This is a genomic window from Tenacibaculum finnmarkense genomovar ulcerans (assembly GCF_900239495.1).
Taxonomy (GTDB): domain Bacteria; phylum Bacteroidota; class Bacteroidia; order Flavobacteriales; family Flavobacteriaceae; genus Polaribacter; species Polaribacter ulcerans.
This window is the reverse complement of the sequence record NZ_OENE01000034.1, coordinates 1-24,637: the sequence shown is the minus strand read 5'-3', so window position 1 is coordinate 24,637 and position 24,637 is coordinate 1. Positions and strand designations below refer to the sequence as shown.

Genomic DNA, 24,637 nt, shown 5'->3' with positions numbered 1-24,637 from the left:
TAAGAGCAGCTTACCTTTGTACTAGTCTTTTTGCGAGAGAAAAGTCACTTAGTACTTCGCTTTAAGTATTTTTTTAGTTTTTATTTTCGAGTTGTTATTCTTAATAATACTGTTAAAATTAATTAAGTATAAGGGTAATTTTGTTTTTATTAATTTTTAAATGTTTTGAGAAAATTATATAGAGTGAATAAAAACAACTCCCTGATATTTGAATCTTTAGAAAAAAAACCGTAAGTTTGCACACTCTTATGAAATAGAGTAATTTAAGTACAAATTAAAAACAAGTAAATAGTATGCCAACTATTCAACAATTAGTTCGTAAAGGAAGAACCAAAATAACTAAGAAGAGTAAATCGGCTGCTTTACAAGCTTGTCCTCAAAGACGTGGAGTTTGTACGCGTGTGTATACCACTACACCTAAGAAACCTAACTCAGCGATGAGAAAGGTAGCAAGGGTAAGATTAACAAATGGTAACGAAATTAACGCGTATATTCCAGGTGAAGGACACAACTTGCAAGAGCACTCGATAGTATTAGTTAGAGGTGGAAGGGTAAAAGATTTGCCAGGTGTTAAGTATCACGTAGTACGTGGTGCATTAGATACTGCAGGAGTTGAGGGTAGAACTCAACGTAGGTCTAAATACGGAGCAAAACGCCCAAAGAAGTAAAATTATTAATTAACTTTTTTAATGTAGAGACATGAGAAAAAGAAAAGCGAAAAAAAGAGTTCTTTTACCAGATCCAAGGTTTAATGACCAATTGGTAACACGTTTTGTGAATAACTTAATGTGGGATGGTAAAAAGTCTGTGGCTTTTAAAGTGTTTTATGATGCAATAGATATCGTAAATGAAAAGAAGACTGACGAGGAAAAGTCAGCGTTAGAGATTTGGAAAGATGGTTTATCTAATGTTATGCCACATGTAGAGGTTCGTTCTCGTCGTGTTGGAGGAGCAACATTCCAGATACCTATGCAAATTCGTCCAGACCGTAAAGTATCTATGGCGATTAAATGGATGATTACTTATACGCGTAAGCGTAATGAGAAGACAATGGCACAGCGTTTAGCTGCTGAGATTTTGGCTGCGGCTAAAGAAGAAGGAGCTGCTGTTAAAAAGCGTACTGATACGCATAAAATGGCTGAAGCAAACAAAGCATTCTCACACTTTAGATTCTAAGAAATGGCTAGAAATTTAAAATTTACTAGAAATATTGGTATTGCTGCTCATATTGATGCAGGTAAAACTACTACTACAGAACGTGTATTGTATTATACGGGTGTGAGTCATAAAATAGGTGAAGTACATGATGGTGCCGCAACTATGGATTGGATGGAGCAAGAGCAAGAAAGAGGTATTACAATTACTTCTGCTGCTACCACTTGTGAGTGGAAGTTTCCATTGAATAACGGTGAAGCTACCGATGAAACTAAAGGGTATCACTTTAATATTATTGATACTCCTGGTCACGTTGATTTTACAGTAGAGGTAAATCGTTCGTTAAGAGTTCTTGATGGATTAGTTTTCTTGTTTAGTGCTGTTGATGGTGTTGAGCCTCAATCAGAAACTAACTGGAGACTTGCTGATAACTATAAAGTACCTCGTATTGGATTTGTTAACAAAATGGACCGTCAAGGATCTAACTTTATGGCTGTTTGTCAGCAAGTAAAGGATATGTTAAAGTCAAACGCAGTGCCAATTGTGATGAACATTGGTGATGAAGATGAGTTTAAAGGTATCGTAGATTTAGTGAAGAATCGTGCTATTGTGTGGCATGATGCAACACAAGGAGCTACATTTGATATCGTTGATATTCCAGAAGATTTAAAAGAAGAAGCTGCTGAATTAAGAGGGAAACTAATTGAAGAGGTTGCAAGCTACGATGAAAATCTTTTAGAGAAATTTATGGAAGATGAAGATTCAATTACTGAAGAGGAAGTGCATGCTGCACTTCGTGCTGCTGTAATGGATATGGCTATCATTCCTATGATTTGTGGATCAGCATTTAAAAATAAAGGTGTTCAGTTCTTATTAGATGCTGTTTGTCGTTATTTACCTTCTCCAATGGATAAGGAAGCTGTTGTTGGAACAAATCCTGATACAAACGAAGAAGAAAGAAGAAAGCCAGATGTAAAGGAGCCTTTTGCTGCTTTAGCATTTAAAATTGCAACCGATCCTTTCGTAGGTCGTTTAGCATTTTTTAGAGCTTATTCTGGGCGTTTAGACGCTGGTTCTTATGTTTTAAATAATCGTTCAGGTAAAAAAGAACGTATTTCTCGTATCTATCAAATGCATGCTAACAAGCAAAACGCTATTGATTATATTGAGGCTGGAGATATTGGTGCTGCTGTAGGTTTTAAATCTATTAAAACAGGAGATACTTTATCTGATGAAAAGCATCCTATTGTTTTAGAATCAATGGACTTCCCTGACCCCGTAATTGGTATCGCGGTTGAGCCTAAAACTAAAGCAGATGTTGATAAATTAGGAATGTCTTTAGCTAAGTTAGCAGAAGAAGATCCTACATTTACAGTTAGAACTGATGAAGCTTCAGGACAGACTATTATTTCTGGAATGGGTGAGTTACACTTAGATATTATTGTTGATCGTTTAAAACGTGAATTCAAGGTGGAAGTTAACGAAGGTCAGCCACAAGTAGAATACAAAGAGGCTATTACAGCTTCCGCAGAACACAGAGAGGTTTATAAGAAACAATCAGGTGGTCGTGGTAAGTTTGCTGATATTGTATTTACTATGGAACCAGCAGATGAAGGTGTTCAAGGATTACAATTTGAATCAGTGATTAAAGGTGGAAACGTTCCTAAGGAATTTGTTCCTTCTGTAGAGAAAGGATTCAAAGAAGCAATGAAGAATGGTCCTTTAGCAGGATACGAAATGGATTCAATGAAAGTAACTTTAAGAGATGGATCTTTTCACCCTGTGGATTCTGATGCATTGTCTTTTGAGTTAGCTGCAAAAATGGGGTATAAAGCTGCTGCTAAAGCTGCTAAAGCCAGAATTATGGAGCCATTAATGAAGGTCGAAGTATTAACTCCTGAAGAAAACATGGGAGATATTGTAGGAGATTTAAATAGAAGAAGAGGGCAGGTTAACGACATGAGTGATCGTGCTGGAGCTAAAGTTGTAAAAGCATTAGTGCCATTATCTGAAATGTTCGGTTATGTTACTGCTTTAAGAACTATGTCTTCAGGTAGAGCAACTTCTACTATGGAATTCTCTCATTACGCAGAAACTCCATCAAATGTTTCTGAGGATGTAATTGCAAAAGCTAAAGGTTAATAAGATATTAAGATGAGCCAAAAAATTAGAATTAAATTAAAATCTTACGATTATAACTTAGTAGATAAATCTGCTGAGAAAATCGTAAAGACTGTAAAGGCAACTGGAGCTGTAGTAAACGGTCCTATTCCTTTACCAACAAATAAAAAGATTTTTACTGTATTACGTTCACCACACGTAAATAAAAAATCTAGAGAGCAATTTCAATTATCTGCTTACAAAAGATTATTAGACATCTATAGTTCTTCGTCTAAGACTATTGATGCTTTAATGAAACTTGAGTTACCAAGTGGTGTTGAAGTTGAGATTAAAGTTTAAGTATATTACTAACTTTCGGTTTAATTTTTTTAAACCGAAAGTTTTTTATACTTTTGCATACCGGAATTTAGGTTCCGTGGTGTAAATGTTCTAATTTATTTAGAATATCACATGTCCTGAGGGTTTCGCAAAGGAAAAACGGTAAAAACAAATTCAGAGCGAAGGTGTTTTTTCAGCTCTTTTTTTTTACGTGAAATTTAAAGGAAAAATGAAACATTTGTTTCAAATAATTATTATTAATAGACGCGCTGGATAAATTAAATCTATCGTCTTAAAATTAACAAATATGTCTGGGTTAATAGGTAGAAAAGTAGGTATGACCAGCTTATTCGACGAAAACGGGAAGAACATTCCTTGTACAGTAATCGAAGCAGGGCCATGCGTGGTTACCCAAGTCAGAACCGAAGAGGTTGACGGCTATAGTGCGTTACAACTAGGTTTCGATGACAAAAAAGCAAAAAGCTCTAATAAAGCTTTAGATGGACACTTTACAAAAGCTGGTACATCTGCTAAGAAAAAAGTCATTGAATTTCAAGGTTTTGATGGAGAGTATAAATTAGGTGATTCAATTAGCGTTGATTACTTTACTGAAGGAGAATTCGTAGATGTTTCTGGAGTTTCTAAAGGTAAGGGTTTTCAAGGTGTTGTTAAGCGTCATGGTTTTGCCGGTGTTGGTCAAGCAACTCACGGTCAGCATAACCGTTTAAGAGCTCCTGGTTCTATTGGTGCTGCATCATATCCTGCAAGAGTATTCAAAGGAATGCGAATGGCAGGTCGTATGGGTGGAGACAAAGTAAAAGTTCAAAATTTAAAAGTATTAAAAGTGGTTGCTGATAAGAATCTTATCGTAGTTAAGGGAGCAATTCCTGGCCACAAAAATACTTTTGTAACTATCGAAAAATAATGAAAGTAGCAGTTTTAGATATTACAGGAAAAGATACTGGTAGAAAAGTTGAACTTTCTAACGAGGTATTCGGAATAGAGCCAAATGATCATGCAATTTATTTAGATGTAAAGCAGTACTTGGCTAACCAAAGACAAGGAACTCATAAAGCTAAAGAAAGAGCTGAGATAGCAGGTAGTACAAGAAAGATTAAAAAACAAAAAGGAACAGGTACTGCACGTGCTGGTTCAATCAAATCTGGAGTTTTCAGAGGTGGTGGACGTATGTTCGGTCCTAGACCAAGAAGTTATTCTTTCAAGTTAAATAAAAACTTAAAGCGTTTAGCACGTAAGTCAGCTTTAAGTATTCAAGCAAAAGATAGTAATTTAGTTGTTGTTGAAGATTTCAATTTTGAGTCTCCAAAAACTAAAGAGTTTATCAATGTTTTAAAAGCTTTAGAATTAGAGGCTACAAAGTCTTTATTTGTTTTAGGAGAAGAGAGTAATAATGTTTATTTATCATCTCGTAACTTAAAAGGAACTAAAGTTGTAAATGCTACAGGAGTAAATACTTACAGTGTTTTAAACGCTAATAAAGTAATTATTTCTGAAAGCTCTTTAGAAGGAATTCAATCTAATTTAAGTAAATAGGAAAGATATGAGTATTTTAATAAAACCTATTATTACGGAAAAAGCAACAAAAGATAGCGAAGTTAATAATCGTTATGCATTTGTGGTAAACAGTAAGGCTAATAAATTGGAAATCAGAAGTGCTGTTGAAGCAACTTATGGTGTAGCAATTAAGTCTGTGAAAACTATGAATTATCCTATTAAAAGAAATACTAAACATACCAAAAAAGGTTTAGTAACAGGGATAACAAGTGGATACAAAAAAGCAATCATTCAGTTAGCTGAAGGACATGCTATTGATTTTTATAACAATCTTTAAGAAAAGACAACATGTCAGTTAGAAAATTAAAACCAGTAACACCAGGTCAGCGTTTTAGAGTTGTAAATGGGTTCGACACCATTACGACTGATAAGCCGGAGAAATCTTTATTAGCTCCGAAAAAACGATCTGGAGGTCGAAACAACCAGGGTAGAATGACAACACGTAATATTGGTGGTGGTCATAAACAAAAATACCGTATTATCGATTTCAAAAAAGATAAGCACGGTATTCCTGCAACAGTAAAAACTATAGAGTACGATCCAAATCGTACTGCATTTATTGCTTTACTTAGTTATGCTGATGGTGAAAAGCGTTATGTAATTGCACAAAACGGTTTAAAAGTAGGTCAGGTAATCGTTTCAGGTAAAGGATTAGCTCCAGAAGTAGGAAATGCTTTATACTTAAGTGAAATTCCTTTAGGAACTACAATTTCTTGTATTGAGTTACACCCAGGTCAAGGAGCTGTTATGGCTCGTTCAGCAGGTTCTTTTGCTCAATTAATGGCAAGAGATGGTAAGTATGCAACAGTTAAGTTACCTTCAGGTGAAACAAGATTAATCTTGTTAACTTGTATGGCTACTATCGGGGTTGTATCTAATTCAGATCACCAATTACTAGTTTCTGGTAAAGCTGGTAGATCTAGATGGTTAGGTAGAAGACCAAGAGTTAATGCTGTACGTATGAATCCAGTTGATCACCCAATGGGTGGTGGTGAAGGACGTTCTTCAGGAGGGCATCCAAGATCAAGAAACGGTATTCCAGCTAAAGGATTTAAGACTCGATCTAAAACTAAAGCTAGTAATAAGTATATTATAGAACGTAGAAAGAAATAAACCATGGCAAGATCATTAAAAAAAGGACCTTTCGTTCACTATAAATTAGAGAAAAAAGTGTTAGCTAACGTTGAAGCTGAGAGTACTTCAGTTATCAAAACTTGGTCAAGAGCAAGTATGATTACTCCAGATTTCGTAGGGCAAACAATTGCTGTTCATAATGGACGTCAGTTTGTACCAGTTTACGTTACTGAAAACATGGTAGGTCATAAATTAGGCGAATTTTCACCAACACGTTCTTTTAGAGGGCACGCTGGTGCAAAAAATAAAGGAAAAAAATAGTAGGAAATTATGGGAAGTCGTAAACATAACATGGCAACACAGTTAAAAGAAGCAAGAAAGTCTAAAGCTTTCGCTAAAATAACTAATTGTCCTACATCACCAAGAAAAATGCGCTTAGTCGCAGATCTAGTAAGAGGAGTAGAGGTTGAAAAAGCTCTACAAATTTTAAAATTTAGTTCAAAAGAAGCAGCTACTAATTTAGAGAAATTGTTATTGTCTGCAATTGCAAACTGGCAAGCTAAAAATGAAGATGCTAGTATCGAAGATGCTGGACTATTTGTGAAAACTATTTGTGTAGATAGCGCAGGTATGTTAAAGAGATTAAGACCAGCTCCACAAGGTCGTGCTCATAGAATTCGTAAGCGTTCTAATCACGTTACTTTAGAGTTAGGTACTAAAATTAAAAGCAATTAATCAAAGTAGAAATGGGACAAAAAACAAATCCAATAGGAAATCGTTTAGGAATTATCAGAGGATGGGAATCTAACTGGTATGGTGGAAATGACTACGGAGATAAATTAGCTGAAGACTATAAAATAAGAGAGTATATTAACGCTCGTTTATTTAAAGCAAGTGTATCAAGAGTAATTATTGAGCGTACACTTAAACTTGTAACCGTTACTATCACTACTGCTAGACCTGGTATTATTATCGGAAAAGGTGGACAAGAGGTAGACAAGTTAAAAGAAGAGCTTAAGAAAATTACAGGAAAAGAAGTTCAAATTAACATTTTTGAAATTAAGCGTCCAGAATTAGATGCTAAATTAGTAGCAGCTAGTGTTGCTCGTCAAATTGAAAATAGAATTTCTTACAAGCGTGCTACAAAAATGGCTATTACAGCTGCAATGAGAATGAATTCAGAAGGGATTAAAATCCAAATTTCTGGTCGTTTAAATGGAGCAGAAATGGCACGTTCTGAGCATTATAAAGAAGGAAGAATTCCTCTTTCTACTTTCAGAGCAGACATTGATTATGCACTTGTTGAGGCACATACACAATACGGAAGATTAGGTATTAAGGTATGGATCATGAAAGGTGAGGTATATGGAAAACGTGAGTTATCTCCATTAGCAGGATTATCTAAGCAAAAAGGTGGTGCTAATAAAGGTGGTGGTAATGGAAAACGTCAACAACCTCGCAGAAGAAAATAATTTTTAAAATTAGAAATTAAAAATGTTACAGCCAAAAAGAGTAAAATACCGTAAGGTACAGAAGGCGAAAGGAAATATGAAAGGTAACTCTGGTAGAGGTGCTCAACTTTCTAACGGAACGTTTGGTATCAAATCATTAGATCAGAATTTACTTACCTCTCGCCAAATAGAGGCAGCTCGTATTGCGGCAACTCGTCACATGAAGAGAGAAGGACAGCTTTGGATTAAAATATTTCCAGACAAGCCTATTACAAAGAAACCTTTAGAGGTTCGTATGGGTAAGGGTAAAGGAGCACCAGATCATTTTGTTTCAGTAATTAAACCAGGTAGAATTTTGTTTGAAATTGGTGGAGTACCAATGGATGTGGCAAAAGAAGCTTTACGTTTAGCTGCGCAGAAACTTCCAGTTAAAACGAGATTTGTTATTGCAAGAGATTTTGATTTTAACGCTTAATTCTATATACAATGAAACAATCAGCAATTAAAGAATTAACCACTACCGACCTACAAGGAAGATTAGTGACGTTAAAGAAAAATTATACGGATCTTAAGATGGCTCACGCCATAACTCCATTGGAAAACCCAATGCAGATTAAAAGCTTAAGAAAAACTGTAGCAAGAATTGCTACAGAGTTAACTAAAAGAGAATTACAATAATTCTAGTCAGTTTTAAAGATGGAGAAAAGAAATCTTAGAAAAGAGAGAATAGGTGTAGTATCTAGTAGCAAAATGGAGAAATCTATTGTTGTTAATGAGGTAAAAAGAACCAAGCACCCAATGTATGGTAAGTTCGTATTAAAGACGAAAAAGTACGTTGCACATGACGAGAATAACGATTGCAACGAAGGAGATACTGTTAGGATCATGGAAACACGTCCTATGAGTAAATCTAAACGTTGGAGATTAGTAGAAATCCTAGATAGAGCTAAATAATATGTTACAGACAGAATCAAGATTAAGAGTCGCAGATAACACTGGAGCAAAAGAAGTTTTAGTGATTAGAGTATTAGGAGGAACAAGAAAGCGTTACGCTAGTGTTGGTGATAAGATTGTTGTTACAATCAAGTCTACAACTCCAAACGGAAGTGTAAAGAAAGGTCAAGTATCTCGTGCTGTTGTTGTTCGTACTAAAAAAGAAATTAGACGTAAGGACGGATCATATATCAGATTTGATGATAATGCTTGTGTACTTTTAAATCCTACTGAGGAAATGAGAGGAACACGTGTATTTGGTCCTGTTGCCCGTGAATTACGTGATAAGCAATTTATGAAGATAGTATCATTAGCACCTGAAGTGCTTTAAATCGACAGTAAGATGAAAAAGTTCAAAATAAAATCAGGTGATACTGTTAAAGTATTAGCAGGAGATCACAAAGGATCGGAAGGTAAAGTTTTACAAATCCTTAGAGATAAAGATAGAGTATTGGTAGAAGGTGTGAACATGGTATCGAAACATACCAAGCCATCTGCTGCTAATCCTCAAGGAGGAATTGTAAAAAAGGAAGCTTCTTTACACATATCTAACTTAGCATTAATCGAAAACGGTGAAGCGGTAAAAGTTGGTTATAAAGTAGAAGAAGGTAAGAAAATTAGATTTTCAAAAAAATCAGATAAAGCAATATAACAATGAGTTACGTACCAAGATTAAAAGAGGAGTACAAGAGCAGAGTTATAAAAGCTCTTACTGAAGAATTCGGTTATAGTAATGTAATGCAAGTACCTAAATTACAAAAGATTGTTGTAAATAAAGGTGTTGGTGCTGCTATAGCAGATAAGAAATTAATAGAATACGCTATTGACGAGTTAACTACAATTACAGGTCAAAAAGCAGTTTCAACGATCTCTAAGAAAGATGTTGCAAACTTCAAATTACGTAAAGGGATGCCAATTGGTGCGAAAGTTACGTTAAGAGGAGTTAAAATGTACGAATTTTTAGATAGATTAGTTACCGCTTCTTTACCACGTGTAAGAGACTTTAACGGAATTAAAGCGAACGGTTTTGATGGTAGAGGTAATTACAATTTAGGTATTACTGAACAAATCATCTACCCTGAAATTAATATTGATCAAGTAAAAAAGATTAGTGGAATGGATATTACTTTTGTAACATCTGCAAACACTGATAAAGAAGCTAAATCTTTATTAACTGAATTAGGTTTACCATTTAAAAAGAACTAGAAGATGGCTAAAGAATCAATGAAAGCGCGTGAGCGTAAAAGAGCTAAAACGGTAGCAAAGTATGCTGAAAAGAGAAAAGCTTTAAAAGAAGCTGGAGACTACGAAGCATTACAAAAATTACCAAAAAATGCATCACCAATTAGAATGCACAATCGTTGTAAACTAACAGGTCGTCCAAAAGGATATATGCGTCAGTTCGGTGTTTCACGTGTTACTTTCCGTGAAATGGCTAACAATGGATTAATTCCAGGTGTTAAAAAAGCAAGTTGGTAGAAATATCAGTTTATTTTATAAAAAGGTTATACTCTTGTAGTATAACCTTTTTTTTTGCTTAATAACTACCCTTGTTAAATTGCTAATTAATAAATTGTTATATAATTATGCGAAGAACTCATTACTTCGTTTTATTATTCGCTTCGTTCCTTTTTTTTAATTGTTCAGAAGAAAAAGCTGTTTTAGATGTTACTGAATCAGTGAAAAAGAGTAAATCATTATCAACTTATAAAGGACTACCTGTTGTAAATAGGTTAAATGTACCTATTATTGATATTAAAAATAAAGATGGTTTATTAGCTAAAAGAGAAGGATTAAAACAATAAAATTATGAGAACACTTACTAGACAAACAAAAATATTATTTTTAATTGTATGCTCTTTTTTTCTTAGTTGTGGAACTAATTTAGATGATATCGATCTTGGACCCAAAAATGGTATTGCAATCGAGTTTTATAATTTTACAGAAATAGAATATACAGGATATCAGTTTTATATTGGAGCCGTTAAAAACAATAAATTTATAGCAACAGATTCTGTAGATGTTAAAAGTATTATATGGTCTATAAAAACCGCTCCTTCAGATAGGATACAAATAGATAGTAAAACAGGAGATAAGAAAGCATTGTCTTACGATGGTTTTGTTGAAGCCCCTTCATTTGAAGATGGAAGATGGCAAGTAGATTATGATAAAATTAAAGCGATTTCAAATGAATATACGTATAAATTACGCCTTTCAGATGGAAGAGAACAAGTATTTATGCAACAATTGAAAAATTTTGATAATTTTACGATTGGTTTAGAATGGTTTGATATAAAAAAAGATACTATAATTTATAGAAGATAAATAAAACTTTTAAACTATGTAAAATAGGTTATCAAAAGTAACCTATTTTTTTGTTAAATACATCAATATAAAAAAGCAAAATCATCTAATTTAATTAGATAATTTCGCTTTTTTAATACTAAAAAAAAGGTTTTAAATGTTCTACATCATCATGCTATGATAAACATTTTGAACATCATCGTCATCTTCTAATTTTTCTAATAACTTCTCTACATCTGCTTGCTGTTCTTCAGAAAGCTTCATGGTAGAAGCAGGAATTCTTTCAAAACCTGATGATAAAATTTCTACATTATTATCTTCAAAATAAGATTGAATAGCCCCAAATTGTTCAAATGGTGCGTAGATAATAATTCCTTCGTCATCATTAAAAACTTCTTCAACTTCAAAGTCAATAAGTTCTAACTCTAACTCTTCTAAATCAACAGTAATATCTTCTTTTTTTACTGTAAAATTACAAACACGGTCAAACATAAAAAGAACAGAACCTGAAGTTCCTAAGTTTCCGTTACATTTATTAAATACAGAACGTACATTAGCAACAGTTCTATTATTATTGTCGGTTGCTGTTTCTACCACAACGGCAATTCCGTGTGGAGCATAGCCTTCAAATAACGCTTCTTTATAGTCGCTTGTATCTTTGTCTACCGCTTTTTTAATGGCGCGCTCTACATTCTCTTTAGGCATGTTTGCAGCCTTTGCATTTTGCATTACCGCCCTTAAACGTGAGTTTGCTTCGGGGTTTGGCCCACCGTCTTTAATTGCCATTACAATATCTTTACCAATTCTGGTAAATGTTTTAGCCATTGCAGACCAACGCTTCATCTTACGTCCTTTTCTAAGTTCGAATGCTCTTCCCATTTTATTAAATTATTATTTTTACGCTAAAATTATTTTTACGCAATGACAAATGTAGTTATTGCAGTAATTATTTACAATTAAAATCCTTTTTTGATAAGTAGCTTATTTTCTTGAGCATCATAAGCACGCCAAGTACTTGATTTCTTGCCATTTTTGTAGCTTCCTTTTAGTTTTAATTTTCCATTTTGATAGTACATTCGAAACTTTCCGTCTAATAAACCATCTTTTAAAGCTACTTCAAACCACAAGTTACCGTTCTTGTAATATTCTTTGTATGTTGAAGCGCTTAAATCTGACGGATGTATTTCTTTAAAATTAAATATATTATTTTCTGTATTTTTTTTAGATGCTAATTTTAAAGCTTTTTCTTTTTTTAATTTTTTATCTAAAGTAATTTTTTCTAAAACTAATTTCGGATTATTAAAAGTAGTGGTAATAGAACTTTTAAAAATACTTCCTTCAGATGTTAATTGCAAACCAAATTGATTAAAACAAATAACATTATTTTTGTTTTTCTTTAGTTGAATTTGTGTTTTTCTATCGGCTAAACTAACTAAATCAGTATATAAATACGGTGTATTAGCGTAAGTGAAAATAGTTGATTTTGTATTAAATAAATAATTAAATTCTTCAAACTCTTTTGATGAAGCTAAGGTATATTTATGCTGATAATTATTTATAATTTCTTTTAATGTGTTAGGGCTTGTACTAAAAACTACAAAATCATCAATAATGGTAAAATATGGTTTTTCCATTTTTTGAAACATATTACCTACAATTATTTTGAAAAAACCGTTTAAATCTAAAAAATTAATGTGGTGGTTTTTATAGGTGATTTGTTTAAACTGTAAGGGTGTTTTTTCTTTTATTTGAGATAGAATAAATTCTAAATTTTCGGTAGCATCATCAATATTTGTAGTTTTAAACACCGCAGCAATATCTTTTTTATTTCTTGAAAGCGATGAATTAAAATGAATTAAAGCGACTTCGTTTCCAATCCAACTATATACATTTTTTTTGATGTTGATATCTAATTGATTTTCAATTTCAGCAATTTGTTTAGAATAAACTTCAAATTCTTTTGGTTTTTCCTTTCTAAGATTTTCAAAATTTTCATGAAATAGTTCAAAACTATCAAAAGCAAAACTCAGGTATAGCGCCGTATTTTTAGGTGCAATACTAGCAACAGTTCTTTTCCCTTTTCCTGATTTTTGAATAGCTGTTAAATAGCTTTCAGAATTTTCTTTTACGTTTGTGTAACCATCTGCCTGAATAATAGTTCCTTCAATTAAAGAAACATCAAACCCAGAATAGTACAGTGATTTTTGAATATTTTCAATAATATTCTCATCGTTTTTATTGGTCTTATCAGCAAAACAAGAAAGGTACTTATCTAAATATTTATATTGAAAAAACAACTTAAAGAAACCATCATCAGGGGTTTCTTTGGTAATTTCGATAAAATCAACATCTCTACCAATAACAGGTTTTTGATATTGATTGATAGATTTTTCCACTAAAACATGAGTGTAAGAAGCAATTAATTGATTTTTTATAAACGAAAGATATAAGGTTTCTCTTGCTTTTTTATCGTAAATTTCAGTTATTTCTTGCTTTTGATATATTCGGTTGGTAATTTCAAAATCATTACTAGCTAAACCTGTAATGGTATTTTTTAAAAAATTCAGTTTTGATAATTTCCCTACATTAACAACATATAAAAAATCATATTTTTTTGGTTTATAAACGTGTGCAGAAATTAAAACATCTCGTTCACCAATAAAACTGACAATACTTTTTTGTTCTTTAATTGTGTTATCAAGCGTGTTTATGCTTTTACTAACTTCCTTAAAATACGTGTTTTTTTGAAAGTGTTTCCAAATAGGGCTAGCACTAATTTCGTCCCAAGTATCAATAGGTCTTTCGGTGTCTAAAATAAAAACAGCATCATTAGGTATTAAATAAATAGGTTTTATATTATCTTGATTATCAAAAGTAAAAAGGTAGCTTTGATAAGCTAAAAAGCTCAAAAAAGCGATTAAAGCAGTCCATAAAATCTTTTTTTTCATAATTAGAACCTGTTTAAATTTTAAATTTTTTTAAAGCCTGTTTAATAATAAAATACATAAATTATTTAGTTTTAAACTTAGACCTCACAGGTTTTAAAAACCTGTGAGGTCTGTTGCTATTGAGGTAAGATTGAATAAGCGTGTTTAAAAATTAAAGAAAGTATTTTTTTTAACAAGGGGTTTTAACCCCTTGTCATCTTATTTTGATGTTATAAATCTTTATTTAAAATCAAATAATTAAACCTGAATAATTCCTAAGTTAAATTTCTTTTCAATAGGAGCGTTATTTGCAGCTTCAATCCCCATAGAAATCCAAGTTCTGGTATCTAACGGATTAATAACTCCATCTGTCCAAATTCTTGCTGCGGCATAATAGGGTGAAACTTGCTCGTCGTAACGTGATTTTATTTTATCAAATAATTCAGCTTCTTTTTCAGGTGTAATTTCTTCGCCTTTTTTTAATAAAGATGCTTTTTCTATCTGTAATAAAACTTTAGCAGCAGAATTTCCACTCATAACGGCAAGTTCAGCACTTGGCCAAGCAGCAATTAATCGAGGGTCGTAGGCTTTTCCGCACATGGCGTAATTTCCTGCACCGTACGAATTACCAATAATAATCGTAAATTTTGGAACAACCGAATTACTAACCGCATTTACCATTTTAGCACCATCTTTTATAATTCCACCGTGTTCCGATTTTGAACCGACCATAAAACCAGTAACATCTTGTAAAAAAACCAATGGAATTTTTTTCTGATTGCAATTGGCTATAAAGCGAGTTGCTTTATCTGCCGAATCGTTGTAAATAACACCTCCAAATTGCATTTCACCTTTGGCATTTTTCACTAATTTTCGTTGATTAGCAACAATACCAACAGCCCAACCGTCCATGCGTGCATAACCTGTTAAAATTGTTTTTCCGTAGCCTTCTTTATATTGATCAAACTCAGAATTATCAACCAAACGTTTGATAATTTCTAACATATCATATTGTGCATTTCTTTCCTTTGGAAGAATTCCAAAAATATCATCTTCATTTTCTTTTGGAGGGGCTGCTTCTTTTCTATTAAAACCAGCTTTGTCAGCATCGCCAATTTTGTCCATTAATTTTTTAATAGTGTCTAAAGCATCTTTATCATCTTTCGATTTATAATCGGTAACACCTGATATTTCACAATGTGTGGTTGCGCCACCTAAAGTTTCATTATCAATAGTTTCACCAATTGCAGCTTTTACTAAGTAGCTTCCTGCTAAAAAAATACTCGCTGTTTTATCAACAATTAAAGCTTCATCGCTCATAATTGGCAAATAAGCACCACCTGCAACACAACTACCCATAATTGCAGAAATTTGTGTAATGCCCATGCTACTCATCATCGCGTTATTTCTAAAAATACGCCCAAAATGTTCTTTATCAGGAAAAATTTCATCCTGTAAAGGCAAATAAACACCAGCAGAATCTACCAAATAAATAATTGGTAATTTATTTTCTATAGATAATTCTTGCGCTCTTAAATTCTTTTTTCCTGTAATTGGAAACCAAGCACCAGCTTTTACAGTAGCATCGTTGGCAACAACAATACATTGTTTTCCGCTAACATATCCCATTTTTACAATAACACCTCCTGATGGGCATCCGCCGTGTTCTTGATACATTTTATCGCCTGCAAAGGTGCCAATTTCTATAGATTTTTTTTTGTCATCTAAAAGGTAATCTACACGTTCACGGGCTGTTAATTTTCCTTTTTCGTGTTGTTTATCTAGTCGTTTTTGACCACCGCCTAATTTAACTTTGGCAAAACGTTTGCGTAAATCAGAAACTAAAAGTTTATTGTAATCTTCGTTTTTATTGAAGTTAATATCCATAGATAATCGGTTATTTATTTGCAACTGCTAAAGTAAGAAAAACCGATTAAAATACAAGAAAGTTAGCCGTGTCATTACAGCAGGTATCGCATTAACTTCTTCTTTTTAGTCGTTTATTTTTAACGACATTTTAATGTCAGAACGCTCGTAAGGACAGTTTTTTTCTACAGGAATTTCTAAAAAACCATATTTTTTATAAATATAAATAGCATTTTCAAGTTTTCGATTAGAATATAAAACAAGCTTACTAAATTGTTGATCTTTTGCAAAATCAATACATTTTTGCATTAATTTCTGCCCTGTTTTAAAGCCTCTATATTGAGGTGAAACCGCCATTTTGGTAAGTTCAAAAACAGTTGGTTTATTATTTTCTGATGCTTCTTTTTCGTTTTTTATCGGCATTAAAGCAACGGTTCCAATAATTTTATCGTCTAGTTTTGCGAAAAAAATATGCCCGCCTTTGTTAATAATGTATTTATTGGGATTGCTTAAAACCTCTTTGTCGTAAGCTTCTACTTCAAAAAAAGAAGAAATCCATTCGATGTTTAAATTATAAAAATCAGTAGCGTAGACTGGTTTAAAAGAGATGATTTCAAGAGAAGTTGTTTTTTTAAGATTCATATTTATAGCGGTTTAATTTGTTTGATAAACAAGTTAGAAGAAAAATAGTGTTAATAGTTTATATAAGCGCTGATGTAAATATATTAGTTCTTATTGAATTTAAAATAGATGATTTTATGTTAAGTGTAGTTTCTTATATTTATAGCAAAAAAATATAAAGTAATAATGGCAGCCAAAGCATCATCAAAAGTAATTTTAACAAACCGTAATTATGTGGCGGAAGCAAAAATGAGAAATCATTTTGTAATTACCGATCAGCCTATTGAAAAAGGAGGCGATAATAACGGACCAACGCCTGTAGAATATTTATTAACCGCAATTGGTGGTTGTGTTTCCATAACTTTAAGAACCTATGCCGAAAATAAAAATTGGAATGTAGGTGAAATTACAGTTAATGTTACACAGCAAATAAGACTAACATCTCAAGGAATAAAAAAATCATTACTAGAAGAAATATCTTTTGAAAAACAAGTTACCCAGGCTCAAAAAGAAATATTATTAGAAGTTGCAGGAACATGTCCTGTTGCACAAATGGTAAAAGGAACAACCGAAATAGTAAGTAGTATTCAATAATAGTTGTATTGTTTTTATATTCCTTGGAATGTAAAGTTGTTTTTGTATTTTTGTTTACAAACGAATAAAAATTAAATAAAGAATGGGAGATATTTCTAAAGATATAAAATCTAAATTTCCGAACAATAAAATAAAAGCATTAGTAAATATTAAATACACGGCAAATTGGTTGAGTAGTAATGAAAACGATTTTTTCAAACCTTACGGAATATCGCCACAGCAATTTAATATTTTACGAATTTTAAGAGGTGCAGGTAAACCGATAAAAGTACAAGTTATTAAAGATAGAATGATTGAACGAGCACCTAATGCAACTCGTTTAATGGATAAGTTATGCGATAAGAAATTTATAGAACGCCTTCGATGTGAACATGATAGGAGAGTTGTTTATATTAATATATCTAAGAAAGGTTTAGAATTGTTAACAACAATTGATAGCTCAAAAAAATTAAATTTTTTAGATAATTTAACAGAAGAAGAAGCCGATAAATTAAGTGTTTTATTAGACAAGATTAGGTGAACGAAATTCTGCAAGAAATGCGTGATTCTAAAATGAGGAAAATGGGTTTTTTATATGTTGAATAGCAAAAGAAATTTTCATCTTATTCAATATTTTTTACAATTATTAAAGTTAAAAACTTAAGTAGGTTCTTTTAAGGAAAGACTGAAGCTTTTTATTTTGATAAAAAACGTATATTGCAATATATTATGCACGCATAACACTTTTCAAACTTTAAAAACGCTCAATAGATGAAATACAAACATATTTTTGAACCATTAGATTTAGGATTTACAACATTAAAGAATCGTGTAATAATGGGTTCTATGCACACGGGTTTAGAGGAAGAGAAAAACGGCACACAAAGAATTGCAACCTATTATGCTGAGCGTGCAAAAGGAGGTGTTGGGCTTATTGTTACTGGTGGGATTTCGCCAAATATTCAAGGTTGGACAGCCCCATTTTCAGCCCGAATGAGTACTAAAAAACACGCAAGAGAACATAAAATAATTACCGATGCCGTGCATAAAGAAGGGGGTAAAATTTGTATGCAAATTTTACATTCTGGGCGTTACGGATATCATCCGTTAACCGTTGCTCCATCAAAAATACAAGCACCAATTAATCCATTTAAGCCGTTTAAATTAAGGCAATCAGGCATCCGAAGAACGCTAAGAGATTTTGTGAATTCTGCAAAATTATCGCAAGAAGCAGGCTATGATGGTATTGAAATAATGGGTTCGGAAGGCTATTTAATCAATCAATTTATTGTAAAAAGAACCAATAAAAGAACCGATAATTACGGCGGTGCTTATGAAAATAGAATCCGTTTAGCAATTGAATTGGTTCAAAAAATACGAGAAGCTGTAGGTCAAAATTTTATTATTATTTACAGATTATCAATGCTCGATTTAGTGGAACAAGGAAGTTCATGGGAAGAAGTTGTGCAACTGGGAAAAGAGATAGAAAAAGCAGGCGCCACCATAATTAATACAGGAATCGGCTGGCACGAATCACGCATTCCAACCATTGCAACCTCTGTTCCAAGAGCAGCTTTTACTTGGGTTACTCAAAAAATGAAAGAAGAATTATCAATTCCGTTGATAACTTCAAACCGAATTAATATGCCCGAAACGGCGGAAAAAGTATTATCCGAAGGTCATGCCGATATGATTTCTATGGCACGTCCATTCTTAGCAGATCCGCAGTGGGTAAATAAAGCAAAACAAGAACGTGATGATGAAATAAATACTTGTATCGCTTGTAATCAGGCGTGTTTAGACCATGCTTTTCAACAAAAAGTAGCGAGTTGTTTGGTAAACCCAAGAGCCTGCCATGAAACCGAATTTAATTATAATCCAACGAAAAACAAGAAAAAAATAGCCGTAGTCGGTGCAGGACCAGCGGGATTATCTGCTTCCACAATTTTAGCTCAAAGAGGGCATGAAGTAACACTTTTTGATGCCGATAAACAAACAGGTGGTCAGTTTAATATCGCGAAGCAAATACCAGGAAAAGAAGAGTTTTACGAAACTATTCGATATTTTAATAAGCAATTAGAATTACACAAAGTAACCGTAAAATTAAATACACGAGTTTCTGCCGATGATTTATCAAAAGGAAATTTTGATGAGGTAATTATCGCCACAGGAATTACCCCAAGAATGCCAAGAATTAACGGAATAGAGCACGAAAAAGTATTAAATTATATCGATGTTATCAAGCATAAAAAACCTGTAGGAAAGCGTGTAGCCGTTATTGGTGCTGGTGGAATTGGTTTTGATGTATCAGAATATTTAGCGCATCAAGGAGAAAGTACTGCCTTAAATATTGATGCGTGGCTAAAAGAATGGGGAATTGATAAAACCCTAAAATCTCGTGCAGGAATTGAAAATGTTACGCCTGAATTTTATCCATCGCCAAGAGAAATTTTTATGTTTAAACGTAGCAAAGGAAAATTTGGTAAGAATTTAGGAAAAACAACAGGTTGGATTCACCGCGCGGTTTTAAAGAAAAAAAATGTACAGTTTATAAACGAAGTTCAATATACAAAAATTGACGATAAAGGATTGCATTATACCCAAGGCGAGGAGCAAAAAATACTAGAAGTCGATAATGTAATTATCTGTGCAGGGCAACTTCCGTTTAAAGAATTAGTAACACCTTTAGAAGAAAAAGGCATCAAAATACACGTAATTGGTGGGGCTGATTTTGCTTCAGAATTAGATGCAAAACGAGCGATAAATCAAGGAAGTAGATTGGCGGCGGAGATTTAATAAAAATACTAGCATTTTTAAAATCCTACATTACTGTAGGATTTTTTTTTGATTTGTCTTTAATAAGGAATTAAACACTATTTTTAGCAAATTAACCCCCAAAAAAACAAAATGAAGTCATTTACTGTACAAGAAATCAACTCATTATTAAAAGGAGAATTACTAGGAAATTGTTCTGAAAAAATTACTGCTCCACAGCAAATTGAAAAAGCTCAAAAAGGACAAATTACTTTTATCGGGAATAAGAAATTTGCAAAATTATGGGAAAATTCCAATGCAAGTGCTGCCATCATCTGCGAAAAATTAGAGATGCAACCACAAGAAAATAAGGCGTTTATAAAATTGAAAAATCCCGATTTAGCTATGGCGATGTTACTAGAAGCTTTTGAGCCAGCGTCTCCGTATTTTGAAACTGATATTCATCCAACGGCAGTTATCGATAAAACTGCTACAATTGGCGAAGGTTGTAAAATTGGAGTAAATTGTTATATCGGTAAAAATGTGGTATTATCCGAAGGCATTATTTTGTATCCAAACGTTACTATTTTTGACGATACAACTATTGGAAAAAATACGGTAATTTGGTCGGGAACGGTTGTTAGAGAACGAAGTATTATCGGAAATGACTGTATTTTTCATAGTAATGTAAGCATCGGATCCGATGGTTTTGGGTACAGACCAAGCGTACAAGGTTTAACGAAAATTCCACATATCGGAAACGTAATTATCGGAAATCAAGTAGAAATTGGTGCAAATTCATGTGTCGATAGAGGAAAGTTTAGCGCTACTATTTTAGGCGATGGCTGTAAAATTGATAACTTAGTACAAATAGGGCATAATTGCGTGCTAGGGAAGTTTTGTATTATGGCTGGAAGCAGTGGTTTAGCAGGGTCGGTAACCTTAGGAGATGGCGTAATTATTGGTGGAAGTGCCTCTATAAAAGATCATGTAACTATTCATTCTGGAGCAACTGTAGGCGCAGGATCAGGCGTTATTACCGATGTTCCCGCAGGTAAAACCGTACTTGGTTACCCCGCAACTGATGCTAGAGAAAAGATGAAACAATGGGTGGCTCTTCGTAAATTAGGAAGGCAGTAAATTTTTTATTTGAAGCTATTTCCCGCTTTCCGCACTCGCTCTTTTTTGAAAAAAATCAAAAAAGGAGCTCAAACAAAGCTTCAATCGGGGCTAGGGGTTTTGTTTATCCGAAGTAAAGTTAGAATTTAATTTAAAATTTTAAGTTAAATAAGAAGCGTATAAAAAGATTTAAAATATTGTTAATTATTAAAATAGTAGTAAAAATAGCGATAATTATAGCTCTAAAAGAAGTATTATAAGCTATTTTATAGCGAAAAGGCAAAAGTGTCATCAAAAATAATAAAATAAAAGCCGATATTTGCCCCACATATTTTTTGTAAAGAGTAAAAAGAGTAAATTATGGCAATGAATAAAAATAACGTCTTAGCATGGGCAACACTTATAATGGTTTTAATAGGACTTTTGTTAGTGTTACTAGGAGCTTTTAGATATGATGAGGTAGCAGGATACGGTTTTGCAGCAGTAGGCTTAGGTTTTTTTGCAAACGCATGGGTTTTTAACGCCTTAAAAGGAAGAGTTTAATTAAATCAAAATTACAACAAAATGTCAGACGATAAGAAGGTTATATTTTCAATGAATAAGGTTTCAAAAACCTATCAAAGTACCAATAAACAAGTTTTAAAAGATATCTATTTAAGCTTTTTCTACGGAGCTAAAATCGGTATTTTAGGTTTAAACGGATCGGGTAAATCTACCTTATTAAAAATCATTGCTGGAGTAGAGAAGAATTTTCAAGGTGATGTTACTTTTTCACCAGGATATAAAGTTGGTTACTTAGAACAAGAACCAAAATTAGACGAAACCAAAACAGTTATTGAAATAGTTAAAGAAGGTGTTGCAGAAACCGTAGCTATCTTAGAAGAATACAACAAAATCAACGATATGTTTGGTTTAGAAGAAGTGTATTCTGATGCTGATAAAATGGACAAGTTAATGGCGCAACAAGCAGAGCTTCAAGATAAAATTGATGCTTCTAATGCTTGGGAATTAGATACTAAGTTAGAAATTGCCATGGATGCTTTACGTACTCCAGACGGTGATACGCCAATTAAAAACTTATCAGGAGGAGAGCGCAGAAGAGTTGCTTTATGTAGGTTATTATTACAAGAACCAGAAATTTTATTATTAGATGAGCCTACCAATCACTTGGATGCCGAATCTGTACATTGGTTAGAGCATCATTTAGCACAATATAAAGGAACTGTAATCGCTGTAACACACGATAGATATTTCTTAGATAACGTTGCAGGATGGATTTTAGAATTAGATAGAGGTGAAGGAATTCCTTGGAAAGGAAACTACTCTTCTTGGTTAGATCAAAAATCTACAAGAATGGCACAAGAAAGCAAAACAGCTTCTAAGCGTCAAAAAACATTAGAACGAGAATTAGAATGGGTTCGTCAAGGTTCAAAAGGTCGTCAAACAAAGCAAAAAGCACGTTTGAAGAACTATGATAAATTAATGAGCCAAGATCAGAAACAAACGGATGAAAAATTAGAAATTTATATTCCAAATGGTCCACGTTTAGGAACCAATGTTATTGAAGCTAGTGGTGTTTCAAAAGCTTTTGGAGATAAATTATTATACGATAATTTAGAGTTTAACTTGCCGCAAGCAGGAATTGTTGGAATTATCGGGCCAAACGGTGCAGGTAAAACCACTATTTTCAAAATGATAATGGGAGAAGAAACTCCTGATGCAGGAAGTTTTAATGTAGGTGAAACGGCAAAAATTGCTTATGTAGATCAGGCGCACTCTAATATAGACCCTGATAAATCTATTTGGGAAAATTTTTCTGAAGGACAAGATTTAGTAATGATGGGAGGGAAGCAAGTAAATTCTCGTGCATATTTAAGTCGTTTTAACTTTGGTGGAAGCGAACAAAACAAAAAAGTTTCTACACTTTCAGGAGGTGAGCGTAACCGTTTACACTTAGCAATGACTTTAAAGGAAGAAGGAAACGTTTTATTATTAGATGAGCCTACCAATGATTTAGATGTAAATACATTAAGAGCATTAGAAGAAGGTTTAGAAAACTTTGCAGGATGTGCCGTAGTTATTTCTCACGATAGATGGTTTTTAGATAGAATATGTACACATATTTTAGCTTTTGAAGGAAACAGTGAAGTGTATTTCTTTGAAGGAGGATTCTCTGAATACGAAGCAAATAAAAAGAAACGTTTAGGTGGTGATTTAATGCCAAAACGTATTAAATACAGAAAATTAATTAGATAATTCTTTTGATATTTTAATAGATAAAAAAACTCGAAACGTTATAGTTTCGAGTTTTTTTGGTTTATACAACACCAATTGTAATATCTTACAACAAATCGTACGATAAATCATAACGCAACCCTACCGAAACATTGGTAATCGCAGGCTTATCAGAATCATTATAATTTAAAACTTCAATATAGGTTCGAACGCTCTTTTTAAATCTTTTTTCAAAAGTAAAATTAAAACCATTACCATTTACAGTACCGTTATCATAATTAAAATAACTAGCTTTAGCATTGTAACTTTCATTAAAAGAATATACAGCGGCAACGTCTAAAGTACTTGCATCCAATTTTACATCGGCAGGAGTTTTAATATTTATATTTTGATAATTAATAGCGGTATATAAATTATTAAAAAGCGTAGTAGAAGCTGCAAAAGCAAAAATATCACGCTTAACAGCAGTTTTATCTTTATCCGAAAGAAAAGAAGCCCCTAAATAAAAGTTTTCAGCAGTATATCCTACACCAAATATAGCGGTATCCACATAACTTCTTCCGTAGGCATCATCAGTAACACCGCCATTAGTAGAGCCAGAGTCACCATTTATTTGCACACCCGCATCAATTTTAAAATTTCCTAACGTATTTTTATAAGTAACCAAATTATTAGTTCTAAAAGGACTTTGCGTATCATAAGCAAAAGGGCTCGATCTATGATTAAAAACATCCGTTACTTCGGCAATAATATTATAATGTGGCGACCATTGTTTACCAATAGCGATGCGTCCCCAATTCCCTTTTAAACCCGCATACCCTAAACGAGCATCACCAAAATCGGCATCACCTTCAATATCAATATCCCATTCTCCTTGAACAAAAGCCGTTAGGTTTTTATCAATTTTCTGTTCCGCTTTAAAACCTAATCGAGAGAAAAAATCAGTAACATCAACACTTTTAATATTAGCAGCTCTATCATTTCTATAAGTAACCGAAGGTCTAAAACTACCATAAACCGTAACTTTTTGAGAGTCTTTTTTTTTTAATTTTTCTTGAGCATTTGCAGCAAAAACCCCTAATACCATAGCGGCAATCATCATTTTTTTCATAGATATTTTATTTTATAAACTTTTTTGGTAATAAACAAATATACAATATGAACAGAAAGACCTTATATATATTTACCCTTATTAAGTCAATAATTATTTTTTTTAGAAGCAATTTCCCGCTTTCCGCACTCGCTTTTTTTGTTTTTTCGAAAAGAAAAACAAAAAAGAGCTCAAACAATTGCTTCAATCGGGGCTAGGCATTTGTACTAATTTCGATAATTTGAGAAATCAACTATAATTTAGGCAAAGTTCACACTATCATTTCGAGCAGTAAAACTTAAACCTCACAGGTTTTTAAAACCTGTGAGGTTTATTCTTGTTTGAAGAATTCAAAACGAAACCCGATTAACGAAAACAAACTGTCAGTTCGAGTGATTTTTTTCCTTCAAAAAAATAGTATCGAGAACTTTATCAGCATTAAGAGCCTGTTTAAATTTCAA

General features: G+C 32.9%; 31 protein-coding genes. 26 read left to right on the top strand and 5 right to left on the bottom strand.

What is annotated here, in order from left to right:
* The first annotated feature begins 293 nt into the window (after positions 1-293).
* The 20 genes from rpsL (at position 294) to DPIF8902391_RS09335 (ending at position 11,012) form a co-directional block, all read left to right on the top strand.
* Positions 294-668, top strand: coding sequence for a 30S ribosomal protein S12 (rpsL, locus tag DPIF8902391_RS09430; RefSeq protein WP_028887479.1), 375 nt, complete (start codon positions 294-296; stop codon positions 666-668).
* Positions 669-699: 31 nt separating this feature from the next.
* The gene (gene rpsG, locus DPIF8902391_RS09425; protein WP_058885440.1) at positions 700-1,176 is read left to right on the top strand and encodes a 30S ribosomal protein S7; all 477 of its coding nucleotides are present in this window, start codon (positions 700-702) and stop codon (positions 1,174-1,176) included.
* Positions 1,177-1,179: 3 nt separating this feature from the next.
* On the top strand, positions 1,180-3,297 hold the full coding sequence (gene fusA / locus DPIF8902391_RS09420; protein ID WP_058885439.1) for an elongation factor G: 2,118 nt from the start codon (positions 1,180-1,182) through the stop codon (positions 3,295-3,297).
* A 12-nt stretch (positions 3,298-3,309) separates the two neighbouring features.
* Entirely contained in the window at positions 3,310-3,615 is a 306-nt protein-coding gene (rpsJ, locus tag DPIF8902391_RS09415; RefSeq protein ID WP_058885438.1) for a 30S ribosomal protein S10, read from the top strand.
* Between the two features lie 286 nt (positions 3,616-3,901).
* Positions 3,902-4,519 (top strand): 50S ribosomal protein L3, encoded by a 618-nt coding sequence (gene rplC, locus DPIF8902391_RS09410; protein WP_058885437.1) that lies wholly within the window; start codon positions 3,902-3,904, stop codon positions 4,517-4,519.
* Positions 4,519-5,148 (top strand): 50S ribosomal protein L4, encoded by a 630-nt coding sequence (gene rplD, locus DPIF8902391_RS09405; RefSeq protein ID WP_058885436.1) that lies wholly within the window; start codon positions 4,519-4,521, stop codon positions 5,146-5,148. The genes rplC and rplD overlap by 1 nt, the downstream gene beginning before the upstream one ends.
* Positions 5,149-5,155: 7 nt before the next feature.
* Entirely contained in the window at positions 5,156-5,446 is a 291-nt protein-coding gene (gene rplW / locus DPIF8902391_RS09400; RefSeq protein ID WP_058885435.1) for a 50S ribosomal protein L23, read from the top strand.
* 11 nt (positions 5,447-5,457) lie between these two features.
* Positions 5,458-6,282 carry a 50S ribosomal protein L2 gene (rplB, locus tag DPIF8902391_RS09395; RefSeq protein ID WP_058885434.1) on the top strand — a complete coding sequence of 275 codons (825 nt, stop codon included), beginning with the start codon at positions 5,458-5,460 and terminating at the stop codon, positions 6,280-6,282.
* 3 nt (positions 6,283-6,285) lie between these two features.
* Positions 6,286-6,564 (top strand): 30S ribosomal protein S19, encoded by a 279-nt coding sequence (rpsS, locus tag DPIF8902391_RS09390; RefSeq protein WP_058885433.1) that lies wholly within the window; start codon positions 6,286-6,288, stop codon positions 6,562-6,564.
* A 9-nt stretch (positions 6,565-6,573) separates the two neighbouring features.
* Entirely contained in the window at positions 6,574-6,978 is a 405-nt protein-coding gene (rplV, locus tag DPIF8902391_RS09385) for a 50S ribosomal protein L22 (RefSeq protein ID WP_058885432.1), read from the top strand.
* An 11-nt stretch (positions 6,979-6,989) separates the two neighbouring features.
* Positions 6,990-7,715: a 30S ribosomal protein S3 gene (rpsC, locus tag DPIF8902391_RS09380; RefSeq protein ID WP_058885431.1), complete on the top strand. Its 726-nt coding sequence runs from the start codon at positions 6,990-6,992 to the stop codon at positions 7,713-7,715.
* Positions 7,716-7,737: 22 nt separating this feature from the next.
* The gene (gene rplP / locus DPIF8902391_RS09375; protein WP_058885430.1) at positions 7,738-8,169 is read left to right on the top strand and encodes a 50S ribosomal protein L16; all 432 of its coding nucleotides are present in this window, start codon (positions 7,738-7,740) and stop codon (positions 8,167-8,169) included.
* Between the two features lie 11 nt (positions 8,170-8,180).
* On the top strand, positions 8,181-8,372 hold the full coding sequence (gene rpmC, locus DPIF8902391_RS09370) for a 50S ribosomal protein L29 (protein WP_058885429.1): 192 nt from the start codon (positions 8,181-8,183) through the stop codon (positions 8,370-8,372).
* Between the two features lie 18 nt (positions 8,373-8,390).
* Positions 8,391-8,648: a 30S ribosomal protein S17 gene (rpsQ, locus tag DPIF8902391_RS09365; protein WP_058885428.1), complete on the top strand. Its 258-nt coding sequence runs from the start codon at positions 8,391-8,393 to the stop codon at positions 8,646-8,648.
* A gap of 1 nt (position 8,649) precedes the next feature.
* Entirely contained in the window at positions 8,650-9,018 is a 369-nt protein-coding gene (gene rplN, locus DPIF8902391_RS09360; protein ID WP_058885427.1) for a 50S ribosomal protein L14, read from the top strand.
* Positions 9,019-9,030: 12 nt separating this feature from the next.
* Positions 9,031-9,339: a 50S ribosomal protein L24 gene (gene rplX, locus DPIF8902391_RS09355; RefSeq protein ID WP_058885426.1), complete on the top strand. Its 309-nt coding sequence runs from the start codon at positions 9,031-9,033 to the stop codon at positions 9,337-9,339.
* Positions 9,340-9,341: 2 nt separating this feature from the next.
* Positions 9,342-9,893, top strand: a complete 552-nt coding sequence (rplE, locus tag DPIF8902391_RS09350) for a 50S ribosomal protein L5 (protein WP_058885425.1) — start codon at positions 9,342-9,344, stop codon at positions 9,891-9,893.
* Positions 9,894-9,896: 3 nt separating this feature from the next.
* Entirely contained in the window at positions 9,897-10,166 is a 270-nt protein-coding gene (gene rpsN / locus DPIF8902391_RS09345) for a 30S ribosomal protein S14 (protein ID WP_172505649.1), read from the top strand.
* 107 nt (positions 10,167-10,273) lie between these two features.
* Positions 10,274-10,492, top strand: coding sequence for a hypothetical protein (locus DPIF8902391_RS09340; protein ID WP_172505648.1), 219 nt, complete (start codon positions 10,274-10,276; stop codon positions 10,490-10,492).
* Positions 10,493-10,496: 4 nt separating this feature from the next.
* On the top strand, positions 10,497-11,012 hold the full coding sequence (locus DPIF8902391_RS09335; protein WP_172505647.1) for a hypothetical protein: 516 nt from the start codon (positions 10,497-10,499) through the stop codon (positions 11,010-11,012).
* Positions 11,013-11,153: 141 nt separating this feature from the next.
* On the opposite strand, the gene DPIF8902391_RS09330 is transcribed toward DPIF8902391_RS09335, so the two are convergent.
* From DPIF8902391_RS09330 to DPIF8902391_RS09315, 4 genes are all read right to left on the bottom strand, one after another.
* Positions 11,154-11,870: a YebC/PmpR family DNA-binding transcriptional regulator gene (locus DPIF8902391_RS09330; protein ID WP_058885383.1), complete on the bottom strand. Its 717-nt coding sequence runs from the start codon at positions 11,868-11,870 to the stop codon at positions 11,154-11,156.
* 77 nt (positions 11,871-11,947) lie between these two features.
* Positions 11,948-13,939: a DUF3352 domain-containing protein gene (locus DPIF8902391_RS09325; protein ID WP_172505646.1), complete on the bottom strand. Its 1,992-nt coding sequence runs from the start codon at positions 13,937-13,939 to the stop codon at positions 11,948-11,950.
* 237 nt (positions 13,940-14,176) lie between these two features.
* Positions 14,177-15,805 carry an acyl-CoA carboxylase subunit beta gene (locus DPIF8902391_RS09320; protein WP_172505645.1) on the bottom strand — a complete coding sequence of 543 codons (1,629 nt, stop codon included), beginning with the start codon at positions 15,803-15,805 and terminating at the stop codon, positions 14,177-14,179.
* Positions 15,806-15,910: 105 nt separating this feature from the next.
* The gene (locus tag DPIF8902391_RS09315) at positions 15,911-16,426 is read right to left on the bottom strand and encodes a GNAT family N-acetyltransferase (protein ID WP_172505644.1); all 516 of its coding nucleotides are present in this window, start codon (positions 16,424-16,426) and stop codon (positions 15,911-15,913) included.
* Positions 16,427-16,591: 165 nt separating this feature from the next.
* Here DPIF8902391_RS09315 and DPIF8902391_RS09310 point away from each other — a divergent pair, with 165 nt between their 5' ends.
* The 6 genes from DPIF8902391_RS09310 to ettA all read left to right on the top strand — a co-directional run bounded on the left by DPIF8902391_RS09310 (position 16,592) and on the right by ettA (position 23,107).
* A complete protein-coding gene (locus DPIF8902391_RS09310) occupies positions 16,592-16,999 on the top strand; it encodes an OsmC family protein (RefSeq protein WP_058885379.1) in 408 nt (135 codons plus the stop codon).
* Between the two features lie 82 nt (positions 17,000-17,081).
* Positions 17,082-17,519 carry a MarR family winged helix-turn-helix transcriptional regulator gene (locus DPIF8902391_RS09305; protein WP_172505643.1) on the top strand — a complete coding sequence of 146 codons (438 nt, stop codon included), beginning with the start codon at positions 17,082-17,084 and terminating at the stop codon, positions 17,517-17,519.
* A gap of 230 nt (positions 17,520-17,749) precedes the next feature.
* Positions 17,750-19,774, top strand: coding sequence for an NADPH-dependent 2,4-dienoyl-CoA reductase (locus DPIF8902391_RS09300; protein WP_172505642.1), 2,025 nt, complete (start codon positions 17,750-17,752; stop codon positions 19,772-19,774).
* A 111-nt stretch (positions 19,775-19,885) separates the two neighbouring features.
* Entirely contained in the window at positions 19,886-20,872 is a 987-nt protein-coding gene (gene lpxD, locus DPIF8902391_RS09295) for a UDP-3-O-(3-hydroxymyristoyl)glucosamine N-acyltransferase (protein WP_172505641.1), read from the top strand.
* Between the two features lie 345 nt (positions 20,873-21,217).
* The gene (locus tag DPIF8902391_RS09290) at positions 21,218-21,394 is read left to right on the top strand and encodes a CAL67264 family membrane protein (protein WP_232113419.1); all 177 of its coding nucleotides are present in this window, start codon (positions 21,218-21,220) and stop codon (positions 21,392-21,394) included.
* A gap of 21 nt (positions 21,395-21,415) precedes the next feature.
* Positions 21,416-23,107 carry an energy-dependent translational throttle protein EttA gene (ettA, locus tag DPIF8902391_RS09285; protein ID WP_058885374.1) on the top strand — a complete coding sequence of 564 codons (1,692 nt, stop codon included), beginning with the start codon at positions 21,416-21,418 and terminating at the stop codon, positions 23,105-23,107.
* 85 nt (positions 23,108-23,192) lie between these two features.
* On the opposite strand, the gene DPIF8902391_RS09280 is transcribed toward ettA, so the two are convergent.
* Positions 23,193-24,197, bottom strand: a complete 1,005-nt coding sequence (locus DPIF8902391_RS09280; protein ID WP_172505640.1) for a porin — start codon at positions 24,195-24,197, stop codon at positions 23,193-23,195.
* Positions 24,198-24,637 lie beyond the last annotated feature (440 nt).